The following is a 17,608-nucleotide window of genomic DNA, read 5'->3' on the forward strand; positions in this document are numbered from 1 at the left end:
CATGCTTACAGTGTGGTGGTCCAGCTCCGCATTCATTGCCACTGTGTTAAGCTATGAAATGATGGCACTCTCATGGCATGAAGATCTATCACAAGACGCGTTTTTGATATTTTGCAGAAGTCTTGTTTTAATCAGAAGACGACTTCCGCGCCTTCACAGCGGCTCTAAGCAATACTGTGACTGCCCCCAAAAATCCGCCTAGGACTAGCGAGAGGGCTAGGATGAGGCTGATATTCTTTTGTTGCGTGACCTCGATTGACGCGAGGTCATACTGCGCGGCCTGAAATTCAGACGCGCTTGAGAGTGGCGTTGCCTCAACCGCAGCCAGGAGTTCGTCGGCGCCAGTGTCCTGCTCGACAGACCTCAGTTCGGACTGCAGGTCCCGCAGCCCTGGCACAAATGCCTCAAATTGCTCGCGAGATGAGAGGACTGATATCTGCTCCTCGAGCGCCCTGTAGCCCGTGAGGTAAGTCATGCCACTTGATACGTTCAATGCGCTTGATCGAGAGTTTGTGTTAAAGTTTGTAGTTCCAGTTCCAGTTCCAGTTCCAGTTCCTTTGCCGTACTCAATACCCAAGACCCTCGCAAGAGATGCCTGCTCGGAGAGATATGCTAGGCTGTCGCTCACTTGCACGCGATAGTCCTCGATAGCGTTTTCGATTTCTTGTTCCAGCTGCGCTGCGCTTCGCGCATTAGTGCGTTGAATTTGTTCTGCTTCGCCGGAGATCCGCTGCAGCAAGCGCTCCCGAGCCGCATCATTTGTCATGCGCAGTGCGTCAGAAATGAATGCGTCACTGACGTCCTCGTCACTCGCCTGCCACGTTAACCGCCAAGCAGTGGCAGTGTTAGAGGTCCCGCTGATGGATGGGAAGGGAATTTCTATTGGCTTGACGTCTACTCCAAATGCAAATTCTATGAGCGCAGCATCGAGAGAACTCCCGCCTTGGAAATCGCCCCCAATCATACCTTCACTGTCACCGGCCGCCTGGGCAATCGTCTTACGCTGGAGTAGAACCTCAGTGAATTCGGCGAGAAGGCTGGGCGATGACAAGTAAGGTGTCGTTGGCCCGGCTGTGTCTCGCGCGACGAGGATTGCGTCATTAATTGGTCGAAAGCGCTCAAATGCCGCCGCGTCGAGTGGCCGAATAACAATTGATGCATCAAATTTATTCGGTGTCAGTGCAACGTATGCTCCGCCGATTGTGAGTGCAGCTGCTGATATCCCGCCAATCAACCACTTCCCATCCCAAAGGCGTTGGATGAGTTCTAGGAGGTCAATTTCGTCTGCGTTGTTTTCAATATCTGGCATCGCGGAACTGCCTCCAAACCGTAATTTTTATCTCTGCCAAAGTTGTGTACTGAGCTTTGGTATCTTTCGCAACTCCCCGTTAGAGAGCTTGTCGGCGAGCCTTCTTGGAAATTTTCTGAGGGTAACATAGTCTTGTTAAATGGCCCTTTAAATTGAGCGCTGTGCATACGCGCGCAGGCTAGGCCCAATCAGTATTTTTTATTTCAGAGTATGTACTCTTTATGCCGGAATTTAATGGTATTTTAGGTGCCCAACCAAGTTTTCTAAGTTTTTCACTGTCCATTAATTTGCGCGGAGTTCCGTCAGGCTTAGTAGTGTCAAATTCCAGATTAAAGTTGCCGCCTACCGCTTCTGCGATGATCAGCGCCAGTTCACGAATGCTGACTTCATGGCCTGACCCAACGTTTATATGCTGGCTATCCGAATAGTGTTTCAGACAGAATATCAGTGCGTCTGCCAAATCATCTACATGCATGAACTCTCGCAACGGTGTGCCAGTACCCCAAAGCGTCACAGTGTCGTCGCCACGGCTTTTGGCTTCGTGAAATCGACGCAGCAGTGCCGGTAAGACGTGGGAATTCTCCGGGTGATAATTGTCCCCAGGTCCATATAAATTGGTTGGCATTGCGGAAATCCAATCTCGTCCGTGCTGCCGCCTGTAGGCCTCAACAAGTTTTATGCCAGCTATTTTGGCAATCGCGTAAGGCTCGTTGGTGGCCTCGAGGGCTCCTGTCAGTAGTGCATCCTCACTGATTGGCTGCTTAGCCATTTTAGGGTAGATACATGAAGATCCCAAAAAGAGTAGGCGCTCGACATCCGCATGATGTGCAGCAGAAATAACCGAATTCTGGATCATCAAGTTCTCAAGCAAGAAATCGACGGGGTATGTGTTGTTTGCGTGAATGCCACCCACTTTTGCAGCAGCGACGATGATGGCGTCTGGTCGGGCATCCTTCATCCATTTTTCGACGGATTGGTTGTCCCTCAAGTCGAGGTCAGATCGAGATGCAGTGATAATCTCAACGTTATCTTGTTCCAGCCTGCGGCAAACTGCTGCCCCAACCATGCCTCGGTGGCCTGCAACGTAGACACGCTTGCCATTGAGGTCGTAGGCCATTTAAGTCTCCACGCTTACAGGCAGATTTAAGCCATGATCGGACAATAGCTTTGAACGGCGAGCTGCTACCAAATCTGCCTCCACCATTTCTGCACACATTTGCTGCGCAGTAATTTCTGGAACCCATCCCAGTTTTTCTTTTGCTTTCGAGGGGTCGCCTAGCAGCGTATCTACTTCTGACGGCCTGAAGTAGCGCTCATCAATTCGCATCACGACGTCGCCAACCTTAAGAGATGGTGCCTTGTCGCTGTTGACTGCAGTGACGGTTGCGATCTCTTCAATTCCATCTCCCGAGAATTCTAGTGAAATCCCCAACTCATTGGCAGTCCAATTTATGAATTCGCGCACGCTGTATTGTTGACCAGTCGCGATCACAAAGTCCTCTGGCTGATCTTGCTGCAACATCATCCACTGCATTTTGACGTAGTCTTTCGCGTGGCCCCAATCGCGAAGGCTATCAATGTTGCCCATATAGAGGCATTTTTCTAAACCCATTGCTATGTTTGCCATGCCGCGAGTGATTTTTCTTGTGACGAAAGTCTCACCGCGCCGCGGACTTTCGTGATTGAATAATATGCCGTTGCATGCGTATATCCCGTATGCTTCGCGATAGTTTACGCAAATCCAGTAGGCGTATAACTTTGCTACAGCGTATGGGCTGCGCGGATAAAATGGCGTCGTCTCACTCTGAGGTGTTTCTTGCACCATGCCATACAACTCAGACGTTGATGCCTGATAAAATCGCGTTTTGCTTTCTAAGCCAAGAAAGCGTATGGCTTCTAATAGACGCAAAGTGCCTATTGCGTCCACGTCAGCAGTATATTCGGGTGCCTCAAAACTCACTGCGACATGGGATTGAGCGCCTAGATTGTATACTTCGTCAGGCTCAATATCGCGGAGAATACGTGTGAGATTGGAGCTGTCAGTCAGATCCCCGTAATGTAACTTGAAGCGTGAGTTGTCCATATGGGGGTCTTCGTAAATATGATCAACGCGCTGGGTATTGAAAAGAGAGGCACGGCGTTTGATACCATGCACTTCATAACCTTTGCTTAGCAAGAATTCTGCGAGGTAGGAGCCGTCCTGTCCGGTTATCCCAGTTATTAATGCTTTCTTCACCTTTACCTCCACTGCTTATCTTCAGAATGGCAATAAAGCCTGTTGATCTGCCTTGCAACAAAACAGAGCAAACTGGTTTAATGCCATTGGCTTGTCGGGGTGTTTGATCTAAAAGATTGCATGTTATGTTTGCTTCTGTGGTGTTGGGGTATTTGAAAAGTGATATATCCGGTTATCCTCTGCGGAGGCTCTGGTACGCGCCTATGGCCGGTGAGTAGGAGTACTTTTCCGAAGCAGTTTGTTCAACTGTATGGTGAAGGCAGTCTATTTCAGCAGTCGGCAGTCCGCACATCAGCGGAGGGCTTCAATGCTCCAATAATTATAACTGGTTCTCAATTCCGCTTCACAGTTGCAGATCAATTGCAGGCAATTGGTGTTGAGCCCGCTTCGATTATGTTAGAGCCTTTTGGTCGGAATACTGCACCTGCAGTTGCAATAGCATCACTTTTGGTGGCTCAATCTCAACCCGATGGCCTTTTGCTTCTGACACCATCTGATCACGTCATTCCGGACGATAGGCATTTCAGGTCCGCGGTAAATGCGGCGAGTTTCACCGCCAAGTCGGGAAAGATAGTTACATTTGGAATTCGCCCGACCAGGCCAGAAACTGGTTATGGTTACTTGCAAATCGGAACAGAAGGTCAGGGGGGGTGTCGAGACCTCACGCGATTTGTTGAAAAGCCAAATGAAGCTGCGGCGCGGGATATGATTGCCGGTGGTGATTACCTTTGGAATGCTGGCATATTTCTGTTTAGGGCAGATGTGATGTTAAAGGCTTTTGAAGCATATGCGCCGGACATTCTTGATGCCGCACGCAATGCACTAGATGCGAGCAAATCTGACTTAGATTTTATCCGCTTAGGTGAAAAAGAGTGGTCTGAACTAACTTCTACATCAATTGACTATTCGATTATGGAGAAGGCCGATAATCTTTCGGTCATGCCATATGATGGCGAATGGTCAGACCTTGGCTCTTGGTCTGCTGTCGCCGAGCAATCGCGCGATCGTGCTGATGATCGTGGTAATATTGTTTCGGAAAATTCGTACATTATAGAGAGCGAAGGAAGTTATCTTAAGAGTGACGACAAAAATGTGAAGTTGGTAGGGATTGGCCTGAAAGATATTGTTGCCGTTGCCACAGGTGACGCGGTTTTGATTGCTTCAAAAGACAAGAGCCAAAAAGTAAGAGGCATTGTGGACTTGATGAAGGCAGATGGCGTAAAGCAAGCAACAGAATTTAAGAGGGATTATCGGCCGTGGGGGTCGTTTGAGAGCCTTGCCGTAGGGAAACGATTTCAGGTGAAGAGCATTGTAGTCAAACCGGGCGGTAAATTGTCTCTGCAGTCACATAAATATCGAGCTGAGCATTGGATAGTGGTTGCAGGTACGGCGCGGGTAACCATTGGTGATGATGTGAAAATAGTAACGGAGAATGAGTCAGTGTATGTACCTCTTGGCGCGGTACACCGCATGGAAAATCCTTACACTCAGCCTTTAAGAATAATTGAGGTTCAAACTGGAATTTACCTTGGCGAGGATGACATTATTCGGTATGAAGACGTCTACAATCGTAATTTGGAAGAACAGTCTTGATTATTTTTTATTAGCGATGCTTTTTGAATTAAGTGATTAACTTGAATTGGCCTCATAAAATTTTTCCTTACTCACACATAAATAGGGCGCAGGCAATACAATTAAATATTAAGAAGTTAGATGAGTAACTTTTTTACAAGCTATCTAGTGGGCAAGGTTTTCAAAAATGAGAGTGCATTTAATTACGTTTTCAGAAGGGAGTGAGCGTTATCGTGATGCAGGAAGACGGGTGATAAGCCAGGCTCGGAGAATCAAAGAAATTGATCTATCAGAACATCTAACGGCTAAAGATCTTGATATTGAGTATTTTAAACTATTCCATAATTTTCCAGAAAGATATCCAACAGGATACGGTTTATATTCCTGGAAGCCATACTTGGTGAATAAAAAATTAAATGATATAAATACAGGCGATATATTAATATATATTGATGCTGGTTGCGAGTTGAATAGATTCGGCTCCAAGAAATTTTCTGATTATCTCAATTTATTACGAGATAAGCCTGCGATTTTTTTTAAATTACCCTATCTTCAATCAGAGTGGAGTAAAGATTCTGATATTTTGTGTCCAAAAGATATGCGCAATTCTATGTATCAAATTTCAGCCACTGTATTTTTGATGCGTAAATGTGATGAGACTTTATCGTTGATAGACAATTGGTTGCGTGTTTGTGCAAATAATGATGGCGATCTCTTGAAGGATCCGGTTACACAGCAGCCAAGTTCATACCGATCTCATCGGCACGACCAGAGTTGCCTAACGATCTGCATAAACGAAGATGACTTCTACGTTTTAAATGATCGCGAAACGTGGGACTGTGATCCAAGGCGCTTAAAAGCAATGCCCTTTTTGGCTTTCAGGAACAGAACCGGGAGATCAAAAATATATAGATTATTTAAATTTCCTTTAAATTTATATTTCTTTTTTGAGGGATATTTGGAATACATATCTCGAAATTTATTTTTAAAGGTGAATAATTATGTGAAGCAAACAAGCAGTGATTGAGATGAAAATCCAAAGATAAAGTTTCTTGTATTCTCAAATAAACGGATTTTAATTGTTGTCTACTCATATTGCCATCAGAAATAAAATTCTAAAAATTTGCTCGCCTCGTTTGGCCAGTGGCCTGGAGTTGAATTTAATTGCTATCACACTTTTTGTATTGCCAAGTTATGAAGCCCCTAAAAACATAATATCTATATTGTTTTTAGTAGTATGGCTTTACAGGGCTTATATTACTAAATCAATTGGAGTGTCGTCGCCATTTTTTTGGCCGATATTTTTCCTGGCATTTATATTGTGGATTAGTCCACTGTATAGTTCAGAGTTTTTTGAGGTAGAATGGTCATCTGGGGGTCGGTGGTCTCTTCTTGCGTTGTTTGTTCTTGCGGCGGGACGCCTTTCTTACACTTCTGCGCATGTGAATTACTTGTTCTCAGCATTAATGTTTGGCGGGGTATGGGCAATTTATCAAAGTTTATACATTATGTACGTCACTGGTGCACCTTTTCCTGAGATGCGATCTGTGGGTCACGTTAACCACTCATCGATGTACACTTTGGTTGTTCTTGCAGTGGGTTTGGGAGCGCTTTTCTCAAGATGCCGCATGTTGATCGTCATTGGTACAATTTCGGTCGCAGCCTCATTGCTTTTTGCGCCTGCATCAAAAAGTATTGTGGGTGCGATATCCATTGCCTTGATACTTTTGATTTCAGTTTATTTGAATTTCAATAGAAGTAATGCACATATTAAATATACTATATTTATATCAGTTGTAGCTTTTTTATTAATTGTGTTTCTTGCTCCTTGGTCCGTCGGAATCCAAGATGAGTTGATCAATTTAATCCAAACTGGTGATATATTCTCCGGACGCGATAAGATTTTCCGTGCCGCTCTGCTTGTTTGGGGCAATCATCCTTTAATCGGTACGGGGTGGTTTAGCTTTGGTCCGGTTACTTCAGAAGTTGCTGTCCAAGCAGAACTGGAACTGCTTGGAGAAATTTACGATCCGGCTCGATATCTCCATGTCCCGCACGGGCATAATTTATTTTTGACAATCCTCATTGAAAGGGGTTTGTTTGGCGTGGCGATTTTGTTTCTACTCTTGTATCGTTACTTGCGGTTTTTCGTTCCGATCGCAAAGAATAATTATGATCTACCCAAACTTGACCGTGCAGTCGCGATCTCGGCAGTTCTAGTAGTAGTTGGTTTTATTGTGGCCGGCTTCGGGAACACAACTATGATGAACGAGCATGGTCATGCCGGAATGGCTATTGTGTCGATTGCGGGTGCATATTTGGACAGGCGAAATTCTTTCGCTAGGGATTAAGATAGAAAAAATGTTGGGTCCGCCATGAGAGATATGTACGATGGATATTTTTCAATCGTGGGGTATCGACTTTACATTACCCTTTTCCTGTCTGCATCTGCAGCAATGTCAGAGAGCTTTGGGATAATGCTTGTTTTGCCTTTTTTAGGCAAAATTTTAAGCGGGCCAAATTTCCAGCAAGATATATTAATCGGAGATTTCAATGTTAATATTTATGTATTATTTGCAATAATAATATTATTATTCTTTTCTAAGTCGTTTTTGACCTTTCTGGCCTTAAGATATAATGCAAAGACAAGATCAATTCTTCTCAAAAATTTAAAAAATAAGGTGTTTACGACAGTTATTGAGAAGCCTTATTTAGATTTTATCGAAGGCAAATCTGGCGAGTATCAATCTTTGTTAAATGAGCAAGTTGCCCGTGCCTTGCAGTCGTTTATTCAATTTTCGCATATGAATTCCCAAATTATACAGCTGGTTATATATGGTGGCCTCGGAATCTTAGTAGCTCCAGTTTTTGGTCTCACTGCAATTGTCATTTCCGTTTTAATTGCCGTTGTGCTATTGAATTTGAACAGGCGCGTTCGATACTTATCAAATATTAATACGAAATATTCCATCCAGTTATCAGAGGATTTCAATGAGATCACAAATAATTTTCAATATTTAAAAGTCACAGGACGAATAAAAAATGTCCAAACAAAAATTTTAGATGCGATTGATACCCTTGCAATCGCGCACCTCAAAGTTGGTATTTTGGCGGGCTTCACTTTGGCTATTAAGGAGCCATTAGGAATAATGGTTTTGACTATTGCGGTAGTGGTGTCATATTATGTTCATGACTATAGTTTTGCTAATTTATTGACTTCGTCTGCGTTGTTTTACCGAGCCTTTGCATGCGTAATGGGGTTTCAGATAAGTCGACAAAATACGATTGAATACTTCTCAAGTTTTGAAAAGCTTTTAGAATTTTTCAAAAATTCGAGTCAAAGCAATAAATCAAATATTAGAGAAAATTCTCTTAAAATTTATCGAAACGCCGCCGATCTTTCAATAGTAGTTGAAAATATTACTCTTATAATTTCTAATAAACCTATTTTAAGAAATATATCATTAGAGCTATCAGATAAATCCATTAATGCAATCGTAGGTCCCTCAGGTTCGGGTAAAAGTAAATTGGTACAAGTAATTTGCGGTTTGCTTGAACCGTCGAGTGGGTCTGTTAAGTTTAACGGCAGAGACATCTCGCAACTGGACTGGGAATCTTGGCGCGATCGTTTGGGTTACGTATCACCAGAAGGAGTGCTTTTTTCGGGTACAATTGCGCAAAATATTCATTTTGATTTTTCAGATCGTGAGTTTGGCGCAGATATACAGTGTAAGGTTGAATCTTGTTTGGGCAGCGTAGGATTGTTGAACTATGTTAAATCATTGCCATTAGGAATAGATACTAATTTATCTGAGAAGGGAGCATCGTTGTCGGCTGGTCAGCGGCAGCGGCTTTTAATCGCGCGTGAGTTATACAAATCACCAAGACTGCTCATACTTGATGAGGCAACTAGTGCCTTGGATCAACATTCACAAAAAACCATTACAGATTTAATGTCCGAATTAAAGAATGATATGATGATAATAGTAATAGCTCATCGCCACGAGGCGCTGAAGGGTGCTGATCATTTGTGGTCTGTGAAAGATGGTAGTGTACAAAAATTACTACCAAAAGACCTTTATTATTAAGGTTCGCAACGATGCACCAGCTCCTCAGGAACTTTCAAAAATGAGTGAAAAGCCTCCAGTATTCTCAGTAATTGTGCCAACCTTTAAATCGGGGGAATTTATTGAGGAAACAGTAGCTTCTGTTATTCGGCAAACTTACTCTGACTGGGAACTAATTGTAAGCGACGATGGTTCAGATGATACCACGCTATCTTATCTTGAAAACCTGAGTGATCCGCGAGTCAGAATTTTGCATGGGCCTCGCAAAGGGGCAGTGTCGAATTTTAATTTCCTTATTCAGTCAGCGCGGGGCAAATATATTAAGCCCCTCGGGCACGACGATTACTTGTTTCCTTTATGCCTTGAAGAGCACCATAAAGTGTGGCTTCGCTATCCTAACGTGTCATTAGTTTCATCTTTTGAACGGGCTTTCGGGTACTCAGAAATTTATCGTGGATATGATTATTTTGGATTTGATGGAATAATTGACCCAGAAAAGGCCCACGAAAAATTTTTCAAACAAGGAAATTGGATTGGTGGCCCTCAGGCTGTTTCATTTAAAAATACTGGCACTTATTTTAATGAAAAATTCAAATGTTCATTTGATTTTGAGATGTGGATGAGGATGTCACAGGGCAAAAATTTGTTTTTAATTAACAAGGTGCTATATGGAAGCCGTATTCATAAAAACCAACTTAGCAATAGGTGTATAAGGGGTGGATTTCAAAATGAAAATTTTTCCGCCCTACAAAAATTTTCAAGCTTAAGTAAATCAAAAAAAATTCCGATGTGGGCAAAGGTTCGAAATACGTTACCTTTTTATTGGTGGCTCAGTGCAATAAAAGATAGGGCTGTCCTTTGTAAGAAAATTTACCGTATGTGCTCCGTTTTTATCAAGTATATTTCTTGTGAATTTCTTACAACAGGAAAAATAATTTTTAAAAATATAAAAATTGATGATAAAAAGCAAAAAATTTGTTTTTATCGTGGAACTGTGGATATTGATAACGTGCTAGTAAGAATACTGGATGATGGTGGTGCTAAACTATTAAGTACTTTTGAAACCCCTCATTACCAGTGGGCGCTGTCAGTAATCAATGGAACCATATCAAGCAATGGAGAAAAACAATACTTTGACTATATATTAAATAATTTTGTAATAAAAGATCTTGATGATTATAGGTATAAAAAGTCAATCATGATGAGAGAGTTATCGGAATGCGCGCCATGTGATTTATTTATAATTTCGACCATGAATAAAGTTGATGAATCGTATTTTGTGGTCTTTGATGGCGCTCATAGGCTAGCAATGCTGGCAGCAAAGGGTGTTAAGAAAGTAGACGTTTGGTCGGTTGTCAATTTATTTGATGGTAATTAACCAATGAACATTTCTGTAGTTATTCCAACTTATAATCGTGAAGAAGATCTTCTCAATCAATTGACTAAAATTGATGTTTGCGATTCTGTAGGAATAAAAGTAGAAATTTTTGATGATTGTAGTCAGTCACAATATAATAAAATTGCTTCTTTTAATTTCAAATACCTTAATGTTGTGTTGCGCAGAAACTTAACTAACTTAGGTTTTTCTAAGAATATACTTTACGCTCTAAGGAAGACATCTGCAGATTATGTTGTATTGATGGCTGATGATGACGAGCTGGTTGTTCATAATGTGAAACGAGCTATAAAATACCTGGAGCGGGTGAATGCAGATTTTGCATCTCCACTCTCATACATTTCGGGGAATAGATACAGAGGTGTTAAGCAGTGCCGTGAAATTAAAAATTATGAGTTTATGCAGGCTTCATCGCGCGCACCTGGCTTAATTTTTAAAGTTAGTACGGCTAGAAAATACCTTGATAAGGTCTCTCAACGGATCGATTCCGGTTGCTCATTTTGTTCATTCTACCCCCAAACAGCGCTGATGCTGTATATGTTGGCGGATGAAAAAAACTGCATCTTTATTCCGATAGTCCTTGATAGAATTGGTTTTAACCGTCCGACTGGTTTGAAAACTTCCTCTGGGGCTACTTTTTGGTCGTTCGAAGCACGTGCTCATCAATTGAGCGACTTATGTCGGTTAATCCAAGACGCTTTTAGTTCTCACGACCATGAGGTAATGTTGAATGCAGCGAACATGTCCTATAGCCCACGGCTGGTGGGGATCATGCCTTTGTGGCAACAATTCGTTGTGCTGTGGATCTGTTTTCGTAGGGCTATTTGGCGTTCAGTTATGAGTTGTTTTAATCCTCAATTTAAGGAACTAGTTCGCCGCATATTAAGGCATTTTGGAAGGTGAAAATGATTAACGAATCTGATAAATATTGGCAGGATTTTTATAAGAAAAATTCATATATTCCGACGGGCCCAAGTGCATTTTCGCAGTATGTTTTGCGTGACATACGTGAAAGAATCCCAAATTGGAAAGGCTGCAGTCTCTTAGATGTGGGCTGCGGTAACGGACGAGACTCTACATACTTTGCTCAAAACGAACTTAATGTCACCGCAATAGATCGGAATATTCAAGTTCAAAACCCAATATTTCAGTTCTATAAAGCATCGGCTGAAAAATTTGACTTTAAAGGTTTTGACAATATTTATTGCAGGTTTGTTTTTCATGCTATGACAGAGCAGGCCTTTGACGAATTTCTAGAGCAGTTATACTACTCCGCACCCACGGCAGTCATATATGGTGAGACAAGGGGCACCGAAGGCGTGACCGACCAAGATAAATCTGCCACGAATTTTCAAAGCTCTATAGGTGAAAAGCATTTTAGGATGTTATATTCTAGGGATTATTTAGAAAATAAGATTAAGCGAATGTTCAATATTATTGAACTTAAGAGCGGTCGAAATTTTGCAATTCATGGCGACGATAACCCTGTATGCCATAGAATTATTTTTTCACGAAAGCAAGCCGATGTTTGAAACACGTTCCATCAACCTTGAGAACTTAAGAATAATATCAGAATTAATGCCCGAGATACCGTTTTTTTTATTTTTTGGAAGTCTTCTTGGTGTTGTTCGCGAGAAAAATCTACTTTTGTATGATGATGATGTCGACCTGCTTGTCGATATAAAATTTTATGATGAAGTTGTTGCGATATTGAAGAGTGATAAATGTCCTTTTGATGTCGACTTTTCCAAAGAAATAAACAAGACTGGTTACTTTCTCAATTGTAAAAACAATATTTCTGGATATAAGTCACAACTTGATTTTTATTTTTATGTTGATGATCAAGAGTGTGATTACATTGTAGAGAAGTGGAATTTTAGAGGCTTCTCTGAAGTTCATAATGAGAATTTTGACATCCACATCCCGAAAAATCTTGTTTTTCCATTAAGTGATTTTGTGTTTTCAAATGGCTTGAATGTTAAAATTCCTAAACAAAGCAAAAATGTTGTGGCTTGGCTATATGGTGATGACTGGAAAACCCCTCTTTCAAAGGGAAATCAGTATATTATGGAAGTTAAAGAAAATAAGCCGTGTTTGGTAAGAATTGGTATTTTAAGATATATTTATATGGCCCTCAAAAAGAGAGCTCACTTGTTTGTATCCAATTTTAAAATTTAAAGGTTGGGGGTTAAAGTGGCTAAGAATGATAAAATATATTCGTGGGAATTTTTCATCCTTTTAATGGCCCTAAGTCTCGGCGTTTTTCTTAGGTTTTCATTGTCGGCGCTTGGGTATAACGTCGACATTGTCAATTTTTGGAATACTGTGAATTACATTATCTCTGGTGAAAATTTATACGCAGCTACAGATAAATATAATTATGGACCAATTTGGGGTTATGCGCTAGCATTTTTTACTAAATTATTGAACATCACGGATATAAATAACTTCAGAATACTCATAACCTCGCTACTTACTATTGCTGATGCTATTATTTGCGTCATTGTGAGTAAAAAATTCGGGAGATATTATGGGGCTTTTTTCTTTTTAAATCCAATTTCGATATTTGTTTCTGGATATCATGGGCAGTTTGATAATTTTGCTATAATGGTTGGGCTGCTTTCTGTTATTATTTATTCTAATTCACGCAGCAATTCTTCGTTTATTATTGGGCTTGTATTTCTGGGACTCAGTCTATCCATTAAACATATTCTTTTTATGCTTCCAATTTGGTTTTTTATGTCGGAACGAAACCTTTTCAAAAAAATCTGCTTTTTATTGGTCCCATATGGGTTGTTTTTTATTTCATTTATTCCATTTTTGCCAGAGGGTGCGAACGGAGTAATAACGAACGTATTCGCCTACAGATCATTTAATAATGCACCGTTTTGGTCATTTGTAGTCCCTTATTCTTTATATGTGTTTGTGCCTAAATTTATTTTGTTTCTTGGTTCATTGTTTGTATGTGGATTTCTTTTGAGAAGGCACTCACCGCTTGAAATTTTTTTGAACTACCTTGCTCTTACGTTAATCTTTAGCTCAGCGGTTGCGCTTCAGTATTTAGTGATACCAGTTTTGTTTTTAATCATTTATTGGAACACTTGGTTTATATTTTATCTTGTTATTGCTTCAGCTACCTATATGGCGCACAATGATGGCATATCATTGGTTGTATTACGGGATTACGTTGGCTGGAATGGGAGATTCGGTATCCATTTGAGTGTGCTTGCGTTTGGCATAGGCTATTTAATGTCTAAGGTGAGGAAGGACCAGTTACGCATGTATGGAAAGATCATTGTTGATAACTCAAGGAAATTATTCATTGATTAGTTCTGATCTTCCGATACTGGAAAAGATGCAACGCTTTGGTAGCCGGCATTGGTATGCGAGGATGCAAGCATTAAGTTGCGTCCGGGAGTGTATAGATCAAGTTGACACTAAATCGCATTGTTTGCCGTCCTCTGAAGTGCCAAAAATAATATGGTTTTACTGGTCTGATGGTTACGATAATGCACCCAAAATTGTGCAATATTGCTTTGATACTTTAAAGAGCAATAATAAGAACTTTGTTATTAATTTCGTCGATGATAAAAATATAAATAGGTTTGTGAAATTTCCTCCAAAAATTTTCAATGTTAAGAATGATCACATCGCTCATTTTTCCGATATTCTTCGTGTTGAGCTGCTTAGGCTTTACGGTGGATATTGGGTGGATGCTACAGTCCTTGCCACAAGCCCTATCGATACACTAGCTCCAAACTCCAAGGAAAACTTTTTCGTTTTTTCTCGGTCAGATAATCACATAGTTTCGTCATGGTTTATTAAATCACCAGTCGGTTCTTATGAAGCAGAAATGTTATCTAAAGTTTTGAGTTTTTGGTGGCAGAATAATTCAGAACTCCCTAGTTATTATTGGTTTCACCATATCTATGAAGCTTTGGTGATAGTCGATCCAAAATTTAAAGATCTCTATCGAAATATGCCAAAGCTTTCTGCACTGCCATGTTTGCAGGCGGCGCGCTATTTGAGCTATAATTATAGGAGCACGGCGCAAACACTTTTTATATCTTGTTTTCCTCTACATAAGCTCACACATAAATCAGATTTATCAACTTCTTATATATTTAAAAGAAAATTTCAATTACATCCGGTTTTGTTCAAGATGTACTGTTTTTTTTCTTACAAAATACGGAGGCTGTTGAGATACTTAAAATATAATATAAATTTCTCATCGGTTATATTCGTGTTTCATGGTGGTTTGGGAAACCAGCTTTTTCAATATAATTTTTTAAGATCTTATTTGAAAACTGATGAAGGGTTGCCAGCTATTAATCTTAGCTTTTATAAAGAAGATTTTTCATCTCATCGTAGCTTTTTGATTGATAAAATAATCTCTAAGTTTGAATTATTTAATGGTATGAGTTTTAATAAAATTCGATTTTTTCGGATACTATCGAGGTTGTCGCGGTGTCTAGGTTTTAACAGTATTGTTATCGGAGATAGTGAACTGGTCATGATCAATAAGTCTCATGCTGGTTATGTTCTTCCGAGGATTTATTTTGGCTATTGGCACGAACTTAATATTTCGGATGAGACGTTGACAGACATCACTAACTTTCTGGCGGGTTATTCTCTTAATGGAACTTTAGAGGAAATTTTCTTTGATGTGAGGCGTGGCGGTGTTGCTTTCTTGCATATTCGTCGTGGTGATTACCTTCAGTCCGAGGGTTTTCACACTGTTTTAGGGGTGGATTATTATCGGAAATCGATGGAGCTCCTTTTACGTTATATTAAAAATGTAAGGAAAGTTTTGATTTTTACAGATGATGTAGAGTGGTCTGAAAAACATGTCTCACCTCTGATTTCTGTTGAGTGTATCAACGTTAGTGCGTTAAACTCGTGCAATGATGTATTGGCGGAACTAAAACTTATGTCGGCCTGTGTTGGTGGCATAATCGCCAATAGCACCTTTAGTTGGTGGGGTGCAGCAATTGGCCGCTTCAACCACGACAACCACGTTGTAATTGCGCCGGCGAATTATATTATGCCTAGCGATTTTGATATTGAGCGAGACAAACTATGGCTATCGCCAACCCTCGAGTAAGTTGGATAATTTGTATTCATACGCTCGATCACAGCGGTGGAATAGATGCGATTCAATCATGTTTAGACCAGACTTTTGTGGACCAAGAGGTTATTGTTATATGCAATGGTAGCAAAAGTGATCTTCTCAGAGAGAAGGTTGATACACACTTTGGTTCCGACGACAGATTGAAGATAATCTCCTCCCCGATCAAAGGGTTGGGGGGAAACTTAGCGTATGGAGTTATTTTGGCGCAAGGCGAATTCATCGCCCGAATTGATTCCGATGATACCTGCCCGGATGATCGCATTGCGAAGCAAGTCGAGTTATTAGAGTTTGATAAAAGTGCTCACCTTGTTTCCAGCTCTAGGGGGCAAATACAGAACATAAAAATAGTTCAACTCAATAATCTTGCTTTGAGAAATATTATCACCCATCCATCTGTCCTTGTGCGGAAAAGCAGCATCTTGCTTGCCGGAAACTATTCATCAGTGTTTGGTGCCGAAGACTACGAATTGTGGGTTCGCATTTTGGGACAACAGGGCGGGCATTTTTTGTTAACAAATGAAAAATTTGTGAATTATGGAGAACAAGGAGTCTCGGGATTTAGAAAAAATTATCGCGCATATGTCAGTGTGCTGCAGGTGCAAGTAAAAGTATTTTTTGAAAACTTTAGATTTATTTGGGGCTTAGGCGTTGTTTGTTCTTTGGTCAGACTAATATATTTAAAAATACATGGTCGTATAGGTCTTAAGAAAACATGAAGTTACTTATGGTGGGAGCTATAGCTGAATCATTTCTACTTTTTAGAAGTGGATTGATCAAAAAACTGGTATTAAATAATGTCGAAGTCCATGTGCTTGTGAATAACCATTCAAGAGATGAACTTAACAAGCTATTAGAACTCGGAGTAATCGTTCATAGTTTGAAGATATCAAGATCCCAATTCAGTTTTTTATCAGATCTTCGTACCATATGTAATATTTATAAAAAAATAAAAGAAATAGAACCAGATGTGTTATTTGCTTTTTTCTTGAAGCCGATTATCCTATCTACTGTTGCATCTCTTTTTAACAGCAGGTTGAAATTAATTTTTTTAGTGGAAGGACTAGGATCTGCCTTTACTTACTCACCGAAATTTATTTTGAGGTTAATTTTAATAAGGTTTCTATTAAGAATTATATTGAAACCGTTACTAATTTTGGCGCATTTAAGAGCCAGTCATGTTTTGTTTTTAAATTTTGATGACATAAAAGATCTTAAATTTCCCTCAGTCTTTACAGAAAATCATTCCGTAGTAGGTCCTATTGGCGTAGATCTTCGTTTCTTTTTATATACTGTTCCTCAGGTCGAAAGAATTGATTTCCTGTATGTTGGAAGATTGATTTGGGATAAGGGGCTGTATGAATATTTGCAGGCAATTAAAATTGTCAAAAAAAGATACCCTTGCGTTTCTTTTACATTTATCGGTGGGGTTGATTTTTCAAAAACTTCCAAATTTCTCGATGGGTTAATAACTGAGGCGGTAACGCGCGGCGAAATTATAGTACATGGTAAGGTGCAAGATGTTCGTCCGTATATAGAGGAATCGTCTGTGTTCGTTCTTCCCTCCCACAGGGAGGGTTACCCTCGGTCAACTCAAGAAGCTATGGCGATGGGGCGGGCTGTTATCACTACAAACGTTCCTGGCTGTCGAGAAACAGTTATTGATCAGTATAACGGGTTCAAAGTTGGAATTGGCGACATCAACGCGCTTGTTGATGCTATTTGTTACTTTATCGAGCACCCAAGTGAGTGCGTCAGAATGGGGGCTAATAGTAGAGTTATCGCAGAATCAAATTTCGACGCATCTGTGCAAGAACAAAAAATATTTGATATTATTGGGGGGGGGAATGAAATTTAATCCCACAAAGTTTTCAACTTTCCTGCGCTGGATCTCGGTTGG

15 protein-coding genes are annotated in these 17,608 nt (G+C 40.5%); 12 read left to right on the top strand and 3 right to left on the bottom strand.

Going from position 1 to position 17,608, the window contains the following annotated elements; translation table 11 throughout:
* Positions 1-127: 127 nt before the first annotated feature.
* The 3 genes from AAC636_RS05690 to gmd all read right to left on the bottom strand — a co-directional run bounded on the left by AAC636_RS05690 (position 128) and on the right by gmd (position 3,545).
* A complete protein-coding gene (locus AAC636_RS05690; RefSeq protein ID WP_340300705.1) occupies positions 128-1,309 on the bottom strand; it encodes a Wzz/FepE/Etk N-terminal domain-containing protein in 1,182 nt (393 codons plus the stop codon).
* 178 nt (positions 1,310-1,487) lie between these two features.
* Complete coding sequence (gene fcl / locus AAC636_RS05695; protein ID WP_340300706.1) at positions 1,488-2,426, bottom strand: GDP-L-fucose synthase; 939 nt, start codon at positions 2,424-2,426, stop codon at positions 1,488-1,490.
* Positions 2,427-3,545 (bottom strand): GDP-mannose 4,6-dehydratase, encoded by a 1,119-nt coding sequence (gmd, locus tag AAC636_RS05700; RefSeq protein WP_340300707.1) that lies wholly within the window; start codon positions 3,543-3,545, stop codon positions 2,427-2,429.
* A gap of 159 nt (positions 3,546-3,704) precedes the next feature.
* On the opposite strand from gmd, the gene AAC636_RS05705 reads away from it, so the two are divergent.
* The 12 genes from AAC636_RS05705 (at position 3,705) to AAC636_RS05760 (ending at position 17,566) form a co-directional block, all read left to right on the top strand.
* Positions 3,705-5,138 carry a mannose-1-phosphate guanylyltransferase/mannose-6-phosphate isomerase gene (locus tag AAC636_RS05705; RefSeq protein ID WP_340300708.1) on the top strand — a complete coding sequence of 478 codons (1,434 nt, stop codon included), beginning with the start codon at positions 3,705-3,707 and terminating at the stop codon, positions 5,136-5,138.
* Positions 5,139-5,304: 166 nt separating this feature from the next.
* Entirely contained in the window at positions 5,305-6,144 is an 840-nt protein-coding gene (locus tag AAC636_RS05710; RefSeq protein WP_340300709.1) for a hypothetical protein, read from the top strand.
* A gap of 55 nt (positions 6,145-6,199) precedes the next feature.
* Entirely contained in the window at positions 6,200-7,468 is a 1,269-nt protein-coding gene (locus AAC636_RS05715) for an O-antigen ligase family protein (RefSeq protein WP_340300710.1), read from the top strand.
* Positions 7,469-7,492: 24 nt separating this feature from the next.
* Positions 7,493-9,205: an ABC transporter ATP-binding protein gene (locus AAC636_RS05720; RefSeq protein ID WP_340300711.1), complete on the top strand. Its 1,713-nt coding sequence runs from the start codon at positions 7,493-7,495 to the stop codon at positions 9,203-9,205.
* A gap of 40 nt (positions 9,206-9,245) precedes the next feature.
* Positions 9,246-10,562, top strand: a complete 1,317-nt coding sequence (locus AAC636_RS05725) for a glycosyltransferase family 2 protein (RefSeq protein ID WP_340300712.1) — start codon at positions 9,246-9,248, stop codon at positions 10,560-10,562.
* A gap of 3 nt (positions 10,563-10,565) precedes the next feature.
* Positions 10,566-11,483 carry a glycosyltransferase family 2 protein gene (locus AAC636_RS05730; RefSeq protein ID WP_340300713.1) on the top strand — a complete coding sequence of 306 codons (918 nt, stop codon included), beginning with the start codon at positions 10,566-10,568 and terminating at the stop codon, positions 11,481-11,483.
* A gap of 2 nt (positions 11,484-11,485) precedes the next feature.
* A complete protein-coding gene (locus AAC636_RS05735; protein ID WP_340300714.1) occupies positions 11,486-12,112 on the top strand; it encodes a class I SAM-dependent methyltransferase in 627 nt (208 codons plus the stop codon).
* Positions 12,105-12,758, top strand: a complete 654-nt coding sequence (locus AAC636_RS05740) for a LicD family protein (protein ID WP_340300715.1) — start codon at positions 12,105-12,107, stop codon at positions 12,756-12,758. The genes AAC636_RS05735 and AAC636_RS05740 overlap by 8 nt, the downstream gene beginning before the upstream one ends.
* A gap of 15 nt (positions 12,759-12,773) precedes the next feature.
* Entirely contained in the window at positions 12,774-13,910 is a 1,137-nt protein-coding gene (locus AAC636_RS05745; protein ID WP_340300716.1) for a hypothetical protein, read from the top strand.
* Positions 13,903-15,684 (top strand): capsular polysaccharide synthesis protein, encoded by a 1,782-nt coding sequence (locus AAC636_RS05750; protein ID WP_340300717.1) that lies wholly within the window; start codon positions 13,903-13,905, stop codon positions 15,682-15,684. Before AAC636_RS05745 ends, AAC636_RS05750 begins: the two co-directional genes overlap by 8 nt.
* Complete coding sequence (locus AAC636_RS05755; protein ID WP_340300718.1) at positions 15,660-16,427, top strand: glycosyltransferase; 768 nt, start codon at positions 15,660-15,662, stop codon at positions 16,425-16,427. The genes AAC636_RS05750 and AAC636_RS05755 overlap by 25 nt, the downstream gene beginning before the upstream one ends.
* Positions 16,424-17,566, top strand: coding sequence for a glycosyltransferase family 4 protein (locus tag AAC636_RS05760; protein WP_340300719.1), 1,143 nt, complete (start codon positions 16,424-16,426; stop codon positions 17,564-17,566). The genes AAC636_RS05755 and AAC636_RS05760 overlap by 4 nt, the downstream gene beginning before the upstream one ends.
* Positions 17,567-17,608: the final 42 nt, after the last annotated feature.

Source organism: Roseobacter sp. HKCCD5988, from assembly GCF_037830355.1.
Lineage (GTDB): Bacteria > Pseudomonadota > Alphaproteobacteria > Rhodobacterales > Rhodobacteraceae > M30B80.